The 20,550-nt window shown below is 25.7% G+C and carries 13 protein-coding genes and 1 pseudogene; 8 read left to right on the top strand and 6 right to left on the bottom strand.

From position 1 onward, the window contains the following. Nucleotides 1-112 precede the first annotated feature (112 nt). Nucleotides 113-1,375 (top strand): bifunctional tetrahydrofolate synthase/dihydrofolate synthase, encoded by a 1,263-nt coding sequence (gene folC / locus AB4W65_RS00790; protein WP_367673726.1) that lies wholly within the window; start codon nt 113-115, stop codon nt 1,373-1,375. A 101-nt stretch (nt 1,376-1,476) separates the two neighbouring features. Here the strand turns inward: folC and AB4W65_RS00795 are convergent, their stop codons facing one another. Further along, entirely contained in the window at nt 1,477-2,424 is a 948-nt protein-coding gene (locus AB4W65_RS00795) for a ribose-phosphate pyrophosphokinase (RefSeq protein WP_367673727.1), read from the bottom strand. Between the two features lie 1,175 nt (nt 2,425-3,599). On the opposite strand from AB4W65_RS00795, the gene prfA reads away from it, so the two are divergent. The 5 genes from prfA to pta all read left to right on the top strand — a co-directional run bounded on the left by prfA (nt 3,600) and on the right by pta (nt 11,059). Beyond that, the gene (gene prfA, locus AB4W65_RS00800) at nt 3,600-4,694 is read left to right on the top strand and encodes a peptide chain release factor 1 (protein ID WP_367673728.1); all 1,095 of its coding nucleotides are present in this window, start codon (nt 3,600-3,602) and stop codon (nt 4,692-4,694) included. Then, on the top strand, nt 4,681-5,511 hold the full coding sequence (prmC, locus tag AB4W65_RS00805) for a peptide chain release factor N(5)-glutamine methyltransferase (protein WP_367673729.1): 831 nt from the start codon (nt 4,681-4,683) through the stop codon (nt 5,509-5,511). Before prfA ends, prmC begins: the two co-directional genes overlap by 14 nt. Before the next feature lie 305 nt (nt 5,512-5,816). Continuing rightward, nucleotides 5,817-6,626, top strand: a complete 810-nt coding sequence (gene sirB1 / locus AB4W65_RS00810; protein ID WP_367673730.1) for an invasion regulator SirB1 — start codon at nt 5,817-5,819, stop codon at nt 6,624-6,626. 1,097 nt (nt 6,627-7,723) lie between these two features. Beyond that, the gene (locus AB4W65_RS00815) at nt 7,724-8,935 is read left to right on the top strand and encodes an acetate kinase (RefSeq protein ID WP_367673731.1); all 1,212 of its coding nucleotides are present in this window, start codon (nt 7,724-7,726) and stop codon (nt 8,933-8,935) included. 45 nt (nt 8,936-8,980) lie between these two features. Next, on the top strand, nt 8,981-11,059 hold the full coding sequence (gene pta, locus AB4W65_RS00820; protein WP_367673732.1) for a phosphate acetyltransferase: 2,079 nt from the start codon (nt 8,981-8,983) through the stop codon (nt 11,057-11,059). Nucleotides 11,060-11,103: 44 nt separating this feature from the next. On the opposite strand, the gene yfaE is transcribed toward pta, so the two are convergent. The 4 genes from yfaE to gyrA all read right to left on the bottom strand — a co-directional run bounded on the left by yfaE (nt 11,104) and on the right by gyrA (nt 17,643). Beyond that, complete coding sequence (gene yfaE, locus AB4W65_RS00825) at nt 11,104-11,370, bottom strand: class I ribonucleotide reductase maintenance protein YfaE (RefSeq protein WP_367673733.1); 267 nt, start codon at nt 11,368-11,370, stop codon at nt 11,104-11,106. 3 nt (nt 11,371-11,373) lie between these two features. Next, nucleotides 11,374-12,504 carry a class Ia ribonucleoside-diphosphate reductase subunit beta gene (gene nrdB, locus AB4W65_RS00830; RefSeq protein WP_367673734.1) on the bottom strand — a complete coding sequence of 377 codons (1,131 nt, stop codon included), beginning with the start codon at nt 12,502-12,504 and terminating at the stop codon, nt 11,374-11,376. 71 nt (nt 12,505-12,575) lie between these two features. Further along, nucleotides 12,576-14,861, bottom strand: a complete 2,286-nt coding sequence (gene nrdA / locus AB4W65_RS00835; RefSeq protein WP_367673735.1) for a class 1a ribonucleoside-diphosphate reductase subunit alpha — start codon at nt 14,859-14,861, stop codon at nt 12,576-12,578. A 214-nt stretch (nt 14,862-15,075) separates the two neighbouring features. Then, on the bottom strand, nt 15,076-17,643 hold the full coding sequence (gene gyrA, locus AB4W65_RS00840; RefSeq protein ID WP_367673736.1) for a DNA topoisomerase (ATP-hydrolyzing) subunit A: 2,568 nt from the start codon (nt 17,641-17,643) through the stop codon (nt 15,076-15,078). 562 nt (nt 17,644-18,205) lie between these two features. On the opposite strand from gyrA, the gene AB4W65_RS00845 reads away from it, so the two are divergent. Then, nucleotides 18,206-18,922 (top strand): DUF2076 domain-containing protein, encoded by a 717-nt coding sequence (locus tag AB4W65_RS00845; protein ID WP_367673737.1) that lies wholly within the window; start codon nt 18,206-18,208, stop codon nt 18,920-18,922. A gap of 134 nt (nt 18,923-19,056) precedes the next feature. On the opposite strand, the gene AB4W65_RS00850 is transcribed toward AB4W65_RS00845, so the two are convergent. Continuing rightward, nucleotides 19,057-19,662, bottom strand: a complete 606-nt coding sequence (locus tag AB4W65_RS00850) for a peroxiredoxin C (protein ID WP_367673738.1) — start codon at nt 19,660-19,662, stop codon at nt 19,057-19,059. A gap of 188 nt (nt 19,663-19,850) precedes the next feature. Here AB4W65_RS00850 and ung point away from each other — a divergent pair. Next, a pseudogene (gene ung, locus AB4W65_RS00855) lies at nt 19,851-20,517 on the top strand (uracil-DNA glycosylase). Nucleotides 20,518-20,550: the final 33 nt, after the last annotated feature.

Below are 20,550 nucleotides of genomic sequence, written 5' to 3' on the forward strand. Positions count from 1 at the left end.
TATATATAAAGTAATTAAATAAATAAGATTTATATATATATATACTATATTAGTTAGTTTGATAATAATAATTATATTAAATTACAGATTTTAATAATAGATAATAAAAAATATGAGAATACATGGTGTTTTAAATGCTAATTCATCTTTATCAATATGGTTAGATTATATCGAAAAATTAAATTCTAATAATAGAAATATTAGTGTAGAAAATTGTATTTTTATAGCAAAAGAATTAGATTTGTTAAATTTTTCTGCTTTCGTTTTTATTGTTGGAGGAACAAATGGTAAAGGAACTACTTGTTTTTTATTAGAGCGTATCTTATTAGATTCTGGTTATCAGGTAGGACTTTACACATCTCCTCATTTATTTAAATTTTGCGAAAGGATTCGTGTTAATGGTAAGTATTTAAGTGATATTGAATATACCTATGTTTTTTCAATAATCAATTTTTTTAGAAAAGAATTATCTTTAACTTATTTTGAATTTATTACATTATCTGCACTTTTTTTATTTAAACAATACGAATTAGATTCTATCATACTAGAAGTAGGTTTAGGAGGTAGATTAGATGCTACTAATATTGTAAATTCTGATTTGTCTATTATTACTAATATAGGTATTGATCATACTTATTATTTAGGTTTTACCAGATCTAGTATTAGTTATGAGAAAGCGCATATTGCCAGAAAAAATAAATTTATTATTGTTGGGGAAAAATACATTCCTAATAGGATGCAACAAGTTATAAAAAAAAAGGAAGCTATTTTAAAAAAAATTAATTATGATTGGTTTATAAAAAATAATAAAAATAATTGGAATTATTACTCTTATAAAAGAAACTTATATTCTCTTCCTTATCCTCAAGTATCATTAGAAAACGTTGCAACAGCTTTAACAGCTTTGTTCTATGCTCCATTTAATATTAATAAGACCATTATCATTAATTCTATTAAAAATACTGTATTACCTGGACGATTTCAAATTATATCTCATTTTCCTAAAGTAATATTGGATGTGGCACATAATCCTCATGCTGTATTATTTTTAGCAAAAAAATTGAAAAATATTCCTAAGATGGGTAAAATATATGTAATAGTTGGTGTATTAAAAGATAAAGATATTACTGGTATGATTTTAAATTTGCAATTATTGGTAGATTATTGGTATTTTGTTCCTATATATACAGGTAGGGGAACTAGTATATCACAATTAATGAAAATTTTACCTAAAAAATTTAATATTTCAGTAAATTTTCAAGAAGCATGGCGAAAAATTAAATTAAAAGTGAAAAAAGAAGATACAATTTTAGTATTTGGATCTTTTTATTTAGTTGCACAAGCTTTAAATATTATCAATTTAGATAAAATCTAGTCTAGTTGTATATTAAAAAACAATTTTCATTGCTTTATTTTTAGTACACTAAAATCATTAAGTATTTTAATGTACTTACAAAGTAAATATATTTTACAGTTTTAATGTTGAAACATTTCAGATATTGATTCTTCATTACTAATTCTACGAATAGCTTCTGCTAGCATTCCAGATAAAGTTAAAGTTCTGACATGTGACAGCGATTGAATATTTTTAGACAAAGGAATTGTATCGCAAACAACGACTTCATCGATAACAGATTTTTTTAAATTTTCTATAGCGCTTCCAGAAAAAATAGCATGTGTAGCATAAGCAAACACTCTTTTGGCTCCTCTTTCTTTAAGAGCTTCTGCTGCTTTATATAAAGTTCCTCCAGTATCTATCATATCATCAACTAATACGCAATCACGGTCATTTACATCTCCTATGACATGCATTACCTGAGAGGTATTAGCATTAGGTCTTCTTTTATCAATAATAGCCATATCTACGTCATTTAGCAATTTAGCTATTGCCCGAGCACGTATTACTCCACCAATGTCTGGAGAGACAACTATAGGATTTTTAAAGTTTATTTTAAGCATATCTTCTAACAGAATTAAACTACCGAAAACGTTGTCAACAGGTACATCAAAAAATCCTTGAATTTGTTCTGCATGTAAATCAACAGTAAGAACGCGATCAACTCCGGTACTAGATAAAAAATCTGCTACTACTTTTGCTGTTATGGGTACTCTAGCAGAACGTACACGACGATCTTGTCTGGCGTATCCAAAATATGGTATAACTCCAGTAATACGACCTGCAGAAGCACGTCTTAATGCATCAACCATGACAAGTAGTTCCATTAAATTATCGTTAGTGGGAGCACATGTAGATTGAATAATAAATACATCACTTCCTCTTACATTTTCATTTATTTGTACACTTATTTCTCCATCGCTAAATCTAGTTACTGATGCGTTACTTAAATTGGTATACAGTCGTTTAGCAATAGATTTTGCTAAATTAGGTATGGCATTACCAGAAAATAATTTAATATTAGACACAAGATCAACCTCAATTGATTTGTTAGCCACAAGAATGTTTTTAATGTTTATAATTTGAATATTTTATATACCACAATTTATTTTACTATTGATGATAATGCTATATTATATATTGGATATGATAATCATTTTTTTAATAAAAATAAAAATTATTTTTTATGAAATATAAATAATTAAATTAATAAGCATTAATCTAAAATACTGACAAATGTGTTATTTATTGTTAGATTTAGAAATAATAAGATCATTATCTCTAATTATAAAAGTTAGTAACATATTAAAAACAGTAAGAGGTTTTTTATAAGAAATTTTTATATTTTTTTAAAATGGTTTTTTAAAATTATTTTTTATATATGACTGATCAATGTATCATTTCGTATGAATGACATTACTATTTTTTAAAACCATGATATTTGTATTAATAAGTTATTTTTTATTAAAGAATATTATTCTCTCTTATTTTTTAAAGATATTTTCTGAAATAAAAGAAATAACGTTAAACGTTATTCAATGTTTTTAAGCAAAATAAATATTTTGTCTTTAATTAGTGTTGAATTAATATCAAAGAGGTTTTTAGGTTAGCCATATCTTAATTTATTATTAAAAATATTACTGTTTATTTTTAATAAAGATTGATTCTAGTATTATTTGAATAATTATGCGTTGTTTTGTAAATATAGTTTTCAAATAACAGATTCTGTTATCTCAATAAAGTTTTTGAGATAGTGGTAAAATTTTTACATTTTTTATCAATAGTATTATCGAAGGAGTTTTTTAAATTGATGGTTAAACGGGATATATGTGTAAATATGATGCCATTACGTACATATAATATTAATTATTAAAATAAATTTTCGTTGAAAGTAATAAATCGTTTTTTTAATAATAGCAATATTATTTCTATAGTTATAGATTTTATCTGAAAGTAGTTTTTTATTAATATGTAAGTGATTATTTAAAATATAAAAAAATATATAGATATGTAAATTTTAAATCAGTATTCTAGAATTTTTCTATTATAGAATATTTATTAAAGATTTTAAGGAGTAAATGTTAATAAAATATTTTTTATGTATTTAAATATAATTAATTTTATATAAAAACCAGAATAGTTATATTGTGATTGATGTATTATTTTAATAATATATGATGGTATTTGATAAGGTATTATATTAATGAACAAATCTATGATTGTTAAATTACAACATCTACAAGATCGTTATGAAGAATTAGAGGTTATGCTCTCTGAAGTTAATCTAATATCAAATCCAGATAAATTTTGCGCTTTATCTAAAGAATATTTAAAATTATCTGAAATTAGTCGTTGTTTTATAGATTGGAAAAAAAGTCAAAAAGAAATAGAATCAATTATGTTATTACTAAGTGATAACGAAATGCGTATTTTAGCTGAAGAAGAATTATTTTTAGTAAAGCAAAGAGCAGAAGTATTGGATAAAAAATTAAAAAAATTATTATTACCTAACGATCCTTATGACGTTCATAGTTGCTTTATTGAAATTCGTGCTGCGACAGGTGGAGATGAAGCCGCAATATTTGCTGGTGATTTATTGCGTATGTATATACGATACGCTGAAATTCAATCGTGGAGATCAGAAGTAATCAGTACCAGTGAAAGTGAAAAAGGTGGTTTTAAAGAAATTATAGCTAAAATTAAAGGGAAAGGAGCGTGCGGAAGATTGAAGTTTGAATCTGGAGGGCATCGCGTACAAAGGATTCCTAAAACTGAATCACAAGGTCGTATTCATACTTCAACATGTACAGTAGCTGTAATGCCTGAGGTTCTTACATTAAAGAAAGTTATTATTCGTCCAAGTGATTTAAAAATAGATACATTTCGTTCCTCTGGAGCGGGTGGACAACACGTAAATACTACTGATTCAGCTATTAGAATTACTCATCTTCCTACAGGGCATGTAGTGGAATGTCAAGATGAGCGTTCACAGCATAAAAATAAAGCCAAAGCTTTATCAGTTTTGTCAGCTCGTATTCATGCTGCTGAAGAAACAAAATTACATGAAAAAAATTCATTAATTCGTCGTAATTTATTAGGATCTGGAGAGAGATCCGATCGCACTAGAACTTATAATTTTCCACAAAACAGAGTTACAGATCATAGAATTAACTTAACTGTGTACAGTTTAGATGAAATATTACAAGGACACTTAGATCTTATCATTAATCCTATAATTCAAGAGCATCAAGCAGAACTACTTGCTAGTTTATCTGATAAATATCATGAATATTCGTGATTGGTTGCTTTCTGCAAAAATACAACTATCTAGTATCGGATATTTAAAACTAGAGGCAGAAGTATTATTAACTGGAATTATAAAAAAATCTAAGACATGGTTAATTATACATGAAGAATGTCAATTACATATGAAAATATTAAAAAAATTAAATAATTTGCTTAAACGTCGTATGTTAGGAGAACCAATAGCATATTTATTAGGAAAAAAAGAATTTTGGTCATTGACTTTTTTTGTTTCAAAGTTTGTATTAATTCCTAGAGAAGATACAGAGGTTTTGGTAGAATACAGTTTAAAAAAAATGAATAATTCTCCATGTAAGATATTAGATTTAGGTACCGGATGTGGAGCGGTAGCTTTATCTTTAGCTAAAACGAGACCTGATTGTGATATTACTGGTATTGATTGTATAACAGAAGCTGTTAATTTAGCCAAATATAACGCTAATAGATTAAAAATAAAAAATGTAAATTTTTTTTATAGTAATTGGTTTTCTATATTTTCAATAGAAAAATTTGATATAATTGTTAGTAATCCGCCTTATATTAAATTAGATGAGATTGATCTTTTAGAAAGAGATATTTTTTTTGAACCTTTTGTTTCTTTAATATCATCTAATAATGGATTATCAGATATTGAATATATTATAAAGAATGCAAAAAAATATTTAACTCACTCTGGTTGGTTATTACTTGAACATGGGTATAATCAAAAAAATGAAGTTCAAAATATATTCAAGTATTATGATTTTTTAGAAATAGCATCTTATAAAGATTATTCTGGGAACGATCGTATTACTATTGGAAGAAATATATAAAAATATAATGATTATTATTTAAAAATAAAACTTATATTCTTCAAGAATATATTAAATTAAATGTAACAGTAATTATGAATTATTTGCAAATAAATATTTGCATGTAAATTATATTCATTTATATTTTTCATTTTTATTAATTAAAATATTTATGATATGATAATCCGTAATATGGATACACGTAAAATATTAAATTGAAAAATAAAACTAGTATTTAATGCGAAGAAGGAAAACGTATTTTAGTCGATTTATTTTTAAAATCATATATCTACAGTAAGTTATAAAATATTATTATTGGGAATAATATGACATCATTTGTTAATATGAATTTTTCTAAATCACCGCTTTGTGAAACTATTATAACTATCTTTCAGACTATTCGTAAAGATTTTCCTACGAAAGATGTTTTTTTTGAATTACAAGAGAGAGTAGATGAAGCTAGATCGTATATATCTAATGAAACTAATAAAACTAATCAGTTAAAGAAATTAATTGAACTGTTTTATCATCATTGGCGATTTGGAGGAGCTGATGGTAAATATTTACTATCAGATGTACTGTGGTTAGATTGTGTATTAAAAACACGTCAGGGAACAGCTGTATCACTGGGAGTGATATTATTACATATTGCTCAGCAGTTAGAATTACCTTTGATGCCTGTTATTTTTCCAACTCAATTAATTTTACGTTCTGACAAAAATAATAATGAAGTATGGTTAATAAATCCTTTTAATGGTGAAACTTTAGATGAGCATATTCTAGGGGTTTGGTTAAAGGGGAATATTAGTCCAACAGCAGAATTATATGAAAATGATTTAGATGAATCCGACTCTATTGCAGTGATGAGAAAAATCCTGGATACTTTAAAATCTGCGTTAATGGAAGAAAAAAAAATGGAGTTAGCATTAAATGTGAGTAATGTATTACTCAATATCAGTCCAGATGATCCTTATGAAATTCGTGATCGGGGTTTAATTTATGCTCAGTTAGAATGTAATCACATTGCTTTAACAGATTTAATTTATTTTGTGGAACATTGTCCTGAAGATCCGATTAGTGAAATTATAAAAGTACAAATTCATTCTATTGAACAAAAGCAGATTATATTGCATTGAATATTTAAAATAAGTGTAATGAAAATTAATATGATTTTATTAATTTTAAATTTTTTTTAAAAACGTTAAATATAAATATTTTTTATATTTTTAGTATTATGAAAACATTTTTATTAATAGAATTAAATAATTTTAAATATTCGTTTATATTTTTTATAAACATAGATTTAATTATATTAGAGATATTTATTTTTATTTTCCCTATTCTAAATAATAATCTATATTAGAGTATTTAATTTCTAAAATATTTTCATCTGTTAGATAACGACTTCTTTCTTTGAGATTTTTGGTAAGATCTTTAAGATAAAGATTAAATTGAAATTCAGCTTTTTAGTAAGGTCCTTCCCTGATTTTTTTAAGGTTAGCGACAAGATTAATATCGCTTCCTCTATTTGAATATTTAGTGAATAAGTTTTTTTATTTTCTGAATTATGTTGTTTTCCTACTACTATAACGTTTCATAGAAGCAATACTATATAGTACTTTCATTTTTTCTCTTTTTTTTCATTTCTTTTAACATAACTAGATGTTATAATACCTAATTTTTTAATGATAGTTCACTATTTCAAATAGCATGCTTTATATTAAAAGTGAATTCATTTTCTAGATTAGTAAAATTAATTATTTAAAGATAATTTTGTTTATCTGATTTTTGTCCATTAAGTATGCTTACAGAAATAATTTGGAATTTAATATTGATATTGGTGTTTTAATGTATCAATAGATATTTTATATCATTTTCTTATTAAATGTAATTTTTATTAACTTTCATTATTAATAATAATTAATGATTTAACATTACTGTATATCTGTAAGTATATTTTAATTTTTTAGAGATAGATTTGATTTCATATTTTTTATTTATTTTAGTTTTTATGCTCAACACTGTAATAATAATTTCTTACAATTTTATATTTTTTTAAACAATTAAATATTTATGTATTAATAATATCCTTTACCAATTAAAGTTTTGAGAAATAATATAATAATATTAAAATAATAATAATTACTATTTTGTAGTAAAAACTAATTTTTAAATAAATTTTTTTATTAAAAATATAATTTCTAGTTTTATTTTTTATCATATAGGAAAATAAATGTCGAAACAATTAGTATTAATATTGAATTGTGGGAGTTCCTCTTTAAAGTTTTCTGTAATTCATCCTTATAATGGTAAAAAATTTTTATTTGGTATGGTAGATTCTTTGTTAACATCAAAATCATGTGTTACTTGGAGTAATAATGGAATTAAATATAAACATATTTTAAATGAAAAAATTGCTCATAAAACTGCTATTAATTTTATTATCGAGAATATTTTAAAAAAAGAAAAAAAATTATTTGAATTTATAGTAGCTATAGGACATCGCGTGGTGCATGGGGGAAAGAAGCTAAGAAAATCTGTTATCATTAATAATAAAGTAATTAAATTCATAGAAGAAGCTGCTTGTTTTGCGCCATTACATAATCCAGCAAATATTTATGGAATAAAAACAACTTTAAATCTTTTTCCTTCTTTATCTAGAAAAAATGTAGCAGTATTTGATACAGCTTTTCATCAAACTATGTCAGAAACTGCATATTTATATGCAATACCTTATTTTTTTTATAAAAATTATAGTATAAGAAGATATGGAGCACATGGTATTAGTCATCAATATATTACTTATAAGACTTCAAAGATATTAAATAAATCATTGAAATCATTAAATATTATTTCATGTCATTTAGGTAATGGAGCTTCTGTTGCTGCTATTTGTCGAGGTGTTTGTGTAGATACTTCAATGGGTTTAACTCCTTTAGAAGGTTTAGTAATGGGAACTCGTAGTGGGGATATTGATCCTGCTATTATTTTTTTTATAAATAAACAGTTAGGTATTAATTTACAGGATATCTATAAAATTTTAACTATGGATTCTGGTTTATTAGGATTAAGCGGTGTTAGTAGTGATTTACGTTACATAGAAAAAAAATATTATTGTGATAAAAATGCAAAAAGATCTATTAATATTTTTTGTCATCGTCTGGCGAAATATATTTCGGGTTACACTTGTTTAATGGAAGGTCGATTAGATGCTATTATATTTACAGGTGGTATTGGAGAAAATTCATGTTTAGTTAGAGAATTAACTCTGTCTAAATTAATTTTTTTAGGGGTTAAAATGGATATTTCTCGTAACTTAACTGTGAGGTCGGGTTTTTATAGCAATATTAATGTAGAAGGAACTATACCAGTTTTAGTTATTCCCAGCAATGAAGATTGGATTATAGCGCAGGAAACTATGACTGTAATAAACAAGACAAAATAAATATTTTTATAGATTTTATATTTTTAAAAATATGAGAGGTATTCGATGTTACGAACGATAATGTTAATACCAATAGGTAAAAATGTTGAAATAACGACTTCTGGTATTGGATTAGTAAAGGCGATAACAGATCAAAATTTAACAGTCTGTTTTTTTAAACCTATTGTTAGATATGATAATAATAAAATTATTAATAATACTACAAATTTAATTCTTAAGAATGATTCTATATTTTGTATAGAACCGATTAAATTAATTTATACAGAATCTTTTTTTAATATAAATTATACCGATATATTGATAGATAAAATTGTTTCTAAATTTTATAAATATAAAAATCAATACGATATTTTAGTTATTGAAGGATTTAGATCTACGGAAATAGGTGTATTATCCAACACATTAAATTATAAGATTGCTACAATATTAAATGCTGAAATAGTTTTTATTATGCAAGAAGATGACTATCTGAATAGTTCTTTTGTAGAATGTACTTATTTTTTAAAAAGAGTTTTTAAAGAGGATAGACATATAAAGACTTCAGGTTTGATTATAAATAGTCAAAATAAAAAAATAAATAAAGATGATAATTTTTATAAAAATAAAAATCTATTTTTTAAAAAAAATAAGTTGAGAGTATTAGCAGTTATTCCGTGTATTATAGAATTAGTAAAGATACCAATAATTTATTTATTTCAATGTTTTAATATGCATATCATTGATACAGGTATAATAAATTGTTGTTTTATAGAAAATATTATATATTTTGATCAAGATTTGTTTAATTTAAAAGATAAAAAAACGTTAAATTCTATTTTTATTGTTTCGTTTGATCAATGTAAGTATATACACAATATATATTTGGATAAGATAAAAAAAAATAATATTATTGCTATAATTTTAACTGGAATAAAAGGTGATGATTATCACAATACTATTTTTTTTAATTATTATAGGGATACTGGTATCCCTATTTTTTCTATAGACGCTAGTACAATACAAATATTATCAAAATTACATTTTTTTAGTTTAAAAGTTAATTATAAAGATTCTATTAAAATAGAAAAAATAAAAAGTTATGTCTCTGGTTTTATTTGTCGTAACTGGTTATCTTCTTTACATAATGCCGTTGTATTAAATAAAAATGTATCGCCTAATTTATTCACTTATCATTTAATAAAATTATCTAATAAAATTAAAAAAAGAATTGTATTACCTGAAGGTTATGATAGTCGGATTATTCAAGCTGCATCTATTTGTCAAAAAAAAGGTATAGCGGATTGTATATTATTAGGAAATCCTAAAAAAATATATGATTTAGCATTAAAGGACGGTATTGATTTAGAAAATACTAATAATATTATTGATCCTAAAAAAATAAGAAATAATTATATTAACCGTTTGGTTAGTTTAAGAAGTCATAAAGGAATGACTTTTTTATATGCTAAAGAAATGATGAAAAATAATATAATTTTAGCAACTCTAATGTTAGAAAATAATGATGTTGATGGTATGGTTTCTGGTGTAATAAATACAACCGCAAATACTATTCGACCTGCGTTACAATTAATTAAAATGAAAGATGCTATTTCTTTGGTATCGTCTTTATTTTTTATGCTAACATCAAACAAAGTACTAATATATGCAGATTGTGCAATTAATACTGAACCTAATGCGAAAGAATTAGCTGATATTGCTATTCAATCGGCAGATTCTGCTAAATTATTTGGAATAGATCCTAAAATAGCTATGATTTCGTACTCGACGTATACATCTGGATTTGGTCAGACAGTAGATAAGGTAAGAGAGGCTACATCTATAGCAAGAAAAAGACGTCCAGATTTAATTATAGATGGACCACTTCAATATGATGCAGCCACAATTCCAGAAATTGCAATTGTGAAAGCACCTAAATCATGTGTCGCTGGTTATGCTAATATATTAATATTTCCAGATCTTAATACAGGTAATACAGTTTATAAAGCAGTGCAACGTTTAGCTAAAGTCATTGCTATTGGTCCGATTCTACAAGGATTGAAAAAACCAGTAAATGATTTGTCACGAGGTGCAATGGTTGAAGATATAATCTACACTATTGCAATAACAGCAATTCAATCTATATAAATATAAATAAGAATACTATTATTCTTAGTTATTTATTTTTATGTTTAAAGTTTGATTTCAATATTATCTTGGATTTTACAACAACAAGGCAAAATTTCTCCTGGATTCAGATAAGCTATTGGTTGAAATTTAGAAGAGGAAATAACTGTGCCTTTAATTAAATACATTTTACATGATCCGCAGTATCCTTGTCGGCATTGATATTCAATTATTATATTATGTGATTCTAGTATTTCTAAAATAGTTTTATTTTTTTTGTTACATTTTATTTTATAACTTTTATTATGTATTTGGATATTAATGTTTTTCATATTTTATAATTTAAAATCACTAAATTCAAAATCGCTAATTTGTGAATCAATTTGACCTATTAAATATGAACTTAGTTCTACTTCTTGGGGGGCGTTTTGCACGTGATCTGAATTTAACCAAAAATTAATCCAGGGAATAGGATTAGTGTTTATTTTAAATGGTGTTTTTAATCCTATGGCTTTCATTCGAATATTAGTAATATACTCTATATATTGGCAAAGGATATTTTTATTTAATCCTAACATAGAACCATCTTGAAATAAATATTCAGCCCATTTTTTTTCTTGATAAGCGACTAATTTAAATAGTTGAAATGCTTCATCTTGGCATTCTAATATAACATCCTGCATCGATTCATTATATTTATTGTTTTTTAAAATATTTAAAATATGTTGGGTTCCATTTAAATGTAATGCTTCATCTCTAGCTATTAATCTAATTATTTTTGCATTTCCTTCCATAATTTGTCTTTCTGCAAAAGCGAAAGAACAAGCAAAACTCACGTAAAATCGGATTGCTTCTAATGCATTTACGCTTATTAAGCATAAATATAATTTTTTTTTCAACAAATTTAAATTGATATTAATTTTTTTATTTTTGATAAAATAAGTTCCTTCTCCTAAAAGATGCCAATAACTAGTCATTGTAATGAGATCATCATAATAACGTGAAATATCTTTTGCGCGTGATGAGATATTTTTATTGGTAACAATATCATCAAATATTAATGATGGTACATGTATTATATTTCTTATTATATGGGTGTACGATCTCGAATGAATAGTTTCTGAGAAAGACCATGTTTGTATCCATGTTTCTAATTCTGGAATGGATACTATTGGTAAAAAAGCAACATTTGGACTTCTACCTTGAATAGAATCCAGTAGTGTTTGATATTTTAAATTACTAAGAAAAATATGTTTTTCATGTTTAGGTAGATTTTGGAAGTCGATAAAATCTTTAGAAAGATCTATTTCTTCAGGTCTCCAAAAAAAAGAGAGTTGTTTTTCTATTAATTTTTCAAAAATATTATATTTTTGTTGGTCATATCGAGCAATATTTACTGGTTGTCCAAAAAACATTGGTTCATGTAGTTGATTATTTTGTTTTCTTGAGAATGTGGTATAGGTCATGATAATATCGTCCGATATAATATAGATTATTTTATTATTTTAATATAATAGTTTTTTATCATAGTGTTGTTCTATATTGAGCAAGCGCCGCTATCACAATTTTCATCTGTTGCAGATATTTCAAAAATGGATTGATTATCTTCTGCACCGTCTCTAGTATTTTGATAGTATAATGTTTTTAGTCCTAATTTATAAGCAATAAGTAGATCTTTTAGCAATTGTTTCATAGGTATTTTCCCGTTAGGAAATAATGATGGATCATAATTAGTATTAGTAGAAATAGATTGATCTATAAATTTCTGCATAATACCTGCTAATTGTAAATAACCATTATTGTTTGGAATGTTCCAAAGTAGTTCATAATTACTTTTTAGTTTTTCATATTCAGGAATAACTTGACGTAACATACCATTTTTTGATGCTTTAATACTGATATAACCGCGAGGTGGTTCTATTCCATTTGTTGCATTAGAAATTTGTGATGATGTTTCAGATGGCATAATTGCTGATAGTGTTGAATTACGCAAACCATATTTTTTTATTTTTTTTCTAAGCGATTCCCAATTTAAATGCAGCGGTTCACTACATATGGTATCAATATGTTTTTTATAAGTATCTATTGGTAAAATTCCTTGATAATAAGTAGTATGGTGAAACCAAGGACAAGGTCCTTTTTCTTTTGCAAGTTCACAGGATGCATTCAGTAAATAGTATTGTATTGCTTCAAAAGTTTTATGTGTTAAGTTATTTGCAGATCCATCTGAGTAACGAACTCCATTTTTTGCCAAATAATATGCAAAATTAATTACCCCTATCCCTAAAGATCGTCTCCCTTTTGCTCCTCTTTTAGCACTTGATAATGGGTAATCTTGATAATCAAGTACTGCATCTAGTCCTCTAACCACTAGTTTTGTCAGATCTGCGAGATCGTTAAGATCTTTTATACTTCCTAAATTTATAGCAGAAAGGGTACATAATGCTATTTCACCATTTTTATCATGAATATCGTTTAAAGACTTTGTTGGTAACGTAATTTCTAAACATAAGTTAGATTGTCTAATTGGTGCAATATCAGGATTGAAAGCACTATGTGTATTACAATGATCCACATTTTGAATATATATACGTCCAGTAGATGTTCTTTCTTGCATGATAAGTGAGAATAAATCCATTGCTTTTATATGTTTTTTTCTTATTTTTATATTATGTTCATATTGAACATATAATTTTTCGAAAGTTTTTTGATTAGAAAAAAAAGTATCATATAAATCGGGTACATCAGATGGACTAAATAAAGTAATATTTTTTCCTAGTATCATACGTTCGTACATTAATTTATTAATTTGCAATCCGTAATCTATATGTCGTACTCTATTTTCTTCTATTCCTCTATTATTTTTCAATACAAGTAAATTTTCTACTTCAAAGTGCCAAATAGGATAGAATAAAGTGGCTGCACCACCTCTAATCCCACCTTGAGAACAAGATTTTACTGCAGTTTGAAAATGTTTATAAAAAGGAATAGAGCCTGTATGGAAAGCTTCTCCAGATCTAATTGGACTTCCAACTGCTCGAATTTGACCAGCATTAATACCTATACCTGCTCTTTGAGAAACGTATTTAATAATGGCACTACTAGTCGCATTAATAGAATTAAGGCTATCTGCACACTCAATCAGTACACAAGAACTAAATTGACGAGTAGGAGTTCTCACACCTGACATAATAGGTGTGGGTAAGGAAATTTTAAAAGTGGAAATAGCATCATAAAATTTTTGAATATATTGCATTCTTTTTTTTGAAGGATAATTAGAAAATAAGCAAGCAGAGATAAGAATATAAAGAAATTGAGCGCTTTCATAAATTTTTCCGTTTACTCTATTTTGTATTAAATATTTTTTTTCTAATTGTTGCACACCTGCATACGAGAAGTTCATATCTCTCCAATGATTAATAAAAGAATTCATAATTATATATTCTTGTGGTGAATAATCAATTAATAAACGTTTGTCATACTTTCCTAGTTCTACCATTTTTTTTACGTGTGTATATAATAAAGGAGGTTCAAATTGACCATAAGCTTTTTTTCGAAGATGGAAAATAGCTAATCTAGCAGCCATATATTGGTAATCTGGTGTATCTTCAGAAATCAGATCTGCAGCAGCTTTAATGATAGTTTCATGGATATTGATAGTTTTAATTCCATTATAAAATTGTATTTGTGAACTTAATTCTACTTGAGATACAGAAATATTGTCTAAACCTTCTGCTGCCCAATTTAGAACTCGATGAATTTTATCTAAATCAATGGGTTCTTTTCTACCATCTCTTTTTGTAATGAATAAACTATGATGCATGTGAGACATATACCTATTTTTTAATATTTAATTTTTAATTTGCTTAAATATTTATTATGTTAAAGAAGAAAAATAGTATTGTAATGCTAATATTTTATTTTTTATAAAATTTTTTTAATTTATATTAATGTTAGAAATAAGATTATTAAAAAATAAAAAATATAAAATAAATTTAAATATACTTTTTTAAAAATAGTATTAAAATATATTAATATTATTTTACATTTGGCGTATTGAGTTGTTCGGATAAATAAGATTCATTTACTCTTTGTAAGGCCACTACCTTTTCTTTTTCTGTAGTACGTATTAAAATCACACCTTGTGTATTCCTTCCTAAAATACCGACTTCTGATACTCTGGTTCTTACCAAAGTGCCGGCATTTGTTATCATCATTATTTGATTGTTATCCAGTACTTGAATAGCTCCAATCATTATTCCATTTTTTTTTGTTATTTTAATAGCGATTATACCTCGTGTTGCTCTTGATTTAATAGGAAAATCAGATATTTTAGTTCTTTTTCCATAACCATTTTCTGTTACTGTCAAAATATTTCCTTTTCCGTTAGGTACGATTAAAGATACCACTTGGTCTTTTTTATAGGTTTTAATTCCTTTAACTCCTGCAGCCGTACGTCCCATCTTTCTAACCGATTGTTCAGAAAAATGAACTACTTTTCCGGTAGCAGTAAATAACATAATATTATTATTTCCATTAGTGAAAGAGACTCCGATTAATTCATCATTATCTTTTAAATGAATAGCAATAATGCCTTTACTACGTGGTCTACTAAATTCGCTTAAAGCAGTTTTTTTTACTATTCCTTTTGCAGTAGCCATAAAAATATTAATACTGTTATCTTGATTTTTTTGTACTGGTAGTATTGCTGTTATTCTTTCTTTTTTATTTAAAGGTAAAAGATTAATAATGGGACGACCACGTGCAAGTCTACTAGCTTCAGGTAACTGATATACCTTCATCCAATATAATATTCCTGTACTAGAAAAACAAAGAATAGTGTCATGAGTATTAGCAACTAATAAACTTTCTATAAAATCTGCTTCTTTTGTTTTTGCCGCTGATTTTCCTTTACCTCCTCTTTTTTGTGCATTATAATCTGATAAGGGTTGATATTTAACATAACCTGAATGTGATAGAGTTACTACAACATCTTCTTGAGTGATTAAATCTTCCATATTAATATCTGCAGTATTAGAAGTAATTTTTGTTCTTCTTGGGTCCCCAAAAGTATTTTTAATAATTATCAATTCTTCTTGGATGACAGTAGTCATACGTTTAGGGTTTTCTAAAATATTAATTAATTTAAAAATTTCTTTTTTAATAGCATTATACTCTTCTATCAGTTTCTCTTTTTCTAAGTTTGTCAATTTATGTAAACGTAAATCTAGTATAGCTTGTGCTTGTATTTCACTAAGTAAATGTTGATTATTATTAATAGAGGTAAATTTTTTTTTATCATTTAATAATGATACTTTATTTTCTTTTTTATCATGAAAAAAAATATTTTCTTCAAAGTTCCATATATTAGTCATTAATAAAGTTTTGGCTGTAGACGAATTTTTTGTTTTTCTGATCAGTTCAATTATTTTATTAATATTACATAACGCAATAATAAGACCTTCAAGAATATGAACTTTTTTACGTGCTTTTTTTAGCTCAAAAATCGTACGACGAGTAACTATTTCTTGACGATGTAAAATGAAAGATTTTAATATCTCTTTTAGAGATAAGGTTTTTGGTTGTCCTTGACATAAAGCAACCATGTTAATACCAAAAGAAGTTTGTAGTTGTGTGAGTAAATATAATTGATTTAAGACTACTTCTGCTATTGCATCTTTTTTAATTTCAATCACAATACGCATGCCTTCTTTATCAGATTCATCTCTCAATGCACTAATACCTTCAATTCTTTTTTCTTTGACTAATTCTGCTATTTTTTCTATTAAACGCGATTTGTTTACTTGATAAGGAATTTCATTTATAATGATACTTTCTTTTTGTGTTTTTACATTTGTTTCTACTGTACTGCGTGCTCGAATATGAATTTTACCCTTTCCTGTTTTATACGCCCTTTCTATGCCTGACCGACCATTTATTATTCCAGCTGTAGGAAAATCTGGTCCTGGTATGTACTCCATTAATTTTTTTAAGTTAATATTATTATTTTCAATGTAAGCTAAACATCCGTTTATAACTTCAATTAAATTATGTGGTGGAATATTAGTAGCCATACCTACTGCAATTCCTGATGCACCATTAATAAGAAGGTTAGGTATTTTAGTCGGTAGAACTGCAGGTATTTGCTCGGTATCATCATAATTAGGTATAAATGGAACAGTATTTTTTTGTAAATCTTTTAGTAATTCGTGCGCAATTTTAGACATTCTTATTTCTGTATAACGCATTGCAGCAGCTGAATCGCCATCTACAGATCCGAAATTACCTTGTCCATCGATCAGCATATAACGTAATGAAAAATTTTGAGCCATTCTAACTATTGAATCGTATACAGCTGAATCACCATGAGGATGATATTTTCCTATTACATCTCCCACCACTCTTGCTGATTTTTTATATGGTTTATCCCAGTCATTGTTCAATACACTCATGGCAAATAATATGCGTCTGTGTACTGGTTTTAAACCATCTCTAACATCTGGTAAAGCTCTACCAACAATTACAGACATAGCATAATCTAAGTAAGAATTTTTTAACTCTTCTTCAATATCGACCTTTACAATTTTTTTATTAAGATCCTTCATAGAGGTATCATCTCTTTATAAATTATTTATAGGATTAAAAGTAGTAAATGATACCATAATGGATAAATGCAGTGAATGAAAAGATAAATATTAGTTTAAAGAAATATTTTTAAAAGTATAAAGGAATTATATTCATTTTTATTTTTTACAAGAAATTATGTTATCATATTTAGTAATTAATGTAATTCTATATATATTAAAAATATATTTTTTAAATAAAATAGATTAGTGTTATTTTAGTAATATTCATTACATATAAACAATTTGTTTATTTTAATATATGTTGAAATTATAATACGCAGTATATTTATTACTGATAATAATTTTTTAAAAATAGCAAATGTATTTGATTATTTGTTATATAAATAAAAAAATCATTATTTTGGTATATTCTATGGTAATGTAGTGATTAGTTTTATTATATGGATATATAAATATTTTATATATAAGAATAGTTAATATTCTTGTATTTTACAATATTCATTGTATTCATTAAGAAACATGAACACTTAAAGAGTATCCGTTATTTTTTAAAATATAAAATATTGATAATAGGTTGATTATGGAACAAAAAGAGAAAATTTTAATAGAAGATTTATTTAATAGATTAGAAGATGTAGAAAAAAAATCTTCTGTTCGCGATGTATTAGCTGAAAAATTAATTCAAGAATTGTTGGTGAAACAAAATAATGCGCCATATTACATGACTCAAATTATTTTGGTACAAGAAGAGGCGATTAAGAAACTTAATGAACGAATAAATCAATTAGAATCTGAAATATTATTAACAAAAGATAAAGAAAAAAAGAATAGTACTACTAGTTTTTTATCTGGTTTATTCGGTTCTAATCATTCTACATCTGCACCAAATAATATAAAAAATACTTGGGGAAATTCATCTGGAAAACAGGATTATAATTCTTTACCAGTTAATAATATACCGTCAGGGAACATAGGAACGAACAATAGTTCTGGACATATTAGCAGTTTTCTTGGAAGCGCTTTACAAACAGCAACTGGTGTTGCTGGTGGTATGATTATGGGTAATATGTTGATGAATCTTTTCCAACATAAAAATTCTGGAGAAGATTTATTTAATAATGTAAATGATTCTTCAACGGCTAATTTAGATTCTCATATAGATCATCAAGATGTTCATGGGCGTTATATTAACCACAACAATGCTAATTTTCATGAAAATATTAATGATGATGATATGGTAAATGATGTTGATATAGATACCGATACTGATGTATCAGATGATAGTAATTTTATTTAATAATCAGTAAGAATAAGCATAAATATGCATTATATTTTTTGTTAATTGCTATGCAGCTTTTTTAACATTTTGTTTTATATAATGCATATTTTAAAAAAATATTAAATATCTGGTAAGGATTTTATCTTATAGATTTAAGATAAATAATTTCTATTTTTACTGAGGTATTTAGAGACTCCAGAAGGAGAAGCTTCCATAGAATCTTGACCCTTTTCCCATTGAGCAGGACAGACTGAGCCGTTTTTTTCATGAAATTGCATGGCATCAACCATACGTAACATTTCTTTTATATTTCTACCGAAAGGTAAATCATTAATTACTTGATGGCAAATTATACCGTTTTTATTAATTAAAAAGGATGCTCTTAGTGCCATACCTAAATGGGGATGTTCAATATCATATGTTTTTTGTATATTTCTTGTTAAATCTGAAACCATTGTGTATTTAATTTCTCCAATACCACCTTTGTTTATTGGAGTATTACGCCAAGCGTTATGTACAAATACTGAATCAAATGATACGCCAACGATTTTTACGTCACGTTGTTTAAATTCTTCGTAAAATTGATTAAATGCTATAATTTCTGATGGACATACAAATGTAAAATCCATGGGCCAAAAAAATAATATTGTAGCTTTATTGGAAGTGTATTTTTTAAAATTAAAATTTTCGATAATTTTACCGTTATGTAGAATTGCTGGAGCAGTAAAATCAGGTGCTTTTTGGGTAACTAAAACCATTATATTTCCTCATTATTTTATTATATAAATAATAGTACGATATATATTTATTTTATTTTAAATGAAACTTGAAATTTAATCTAATTAATATTAGATATAATTAATTTTTGCGTTTTTAAATAATATTTTTATAATATATGAATATATATTATAAAAATATTATTATATTTATCAATATTGGAGCAATAATGTCAAATAATATTTTGAATTGGAAATATTTATTAAAAAATGAAAAAAAAAAAATATTTTTTAGATATTATCCGTTTTTTATCTAAAGAAAGATTAAAAAAAATAATATATCCTCCTCATTCGGAAATTTTTACAGCGTTTCTTTTAACTGAGTTTAGTTCTATTAAAGTAGTAATTTTAGGACAAGATCCATATCACAATTTTAATCAAGCACATGGTTTAGCTTTTTCTGTGAATATAGGAGCAACAATTCCACCTTCTTTAAAGAATATATACAAAGAGATATCTAATGATATGTTATTAAATTATGTATTTCAAAATGGATTGCTTAAAAATTGGGCAAAACAAGGTGTTTTATTATTGAACACTATTTTGACAGTTGAATCTGGAAAACCAGGTTCTCATTCTCAGATTGGTTGGACATTTTTTACAGATAAAGTAATTGAAGTAATAAATAAATATTTATACGGTGTTGTTTTTTTATTATGGGGAAGTCATGCAAAAAATAAAGTGGGTATTATAGATGGCAATAAACACTATATTTTACAGGCGTCGCATCCATCACCTTTATCAGCTTATCGTGGATTTTTTGGATGCCGACATTTTTCTAAAACTAATCAGATATTAATAAAACAGGGTAAAAGACCAATTAATTGGTTTGCATAACGGCAAATAAACTATTTATTTTAGTAATATAGT

The sequence above is a fragment of the Buchnera aphidicola (Pemphigus populi) genome (assembly GCF_964058935.1).
Classification (GTDB): domain Bacteria; phylum Pseudomonadota; class Gammaproteobacteria; order Enterobacterales; family Enterobacteriaceae; genus Buchnera_C; species Buchnera_C aphidicola_D.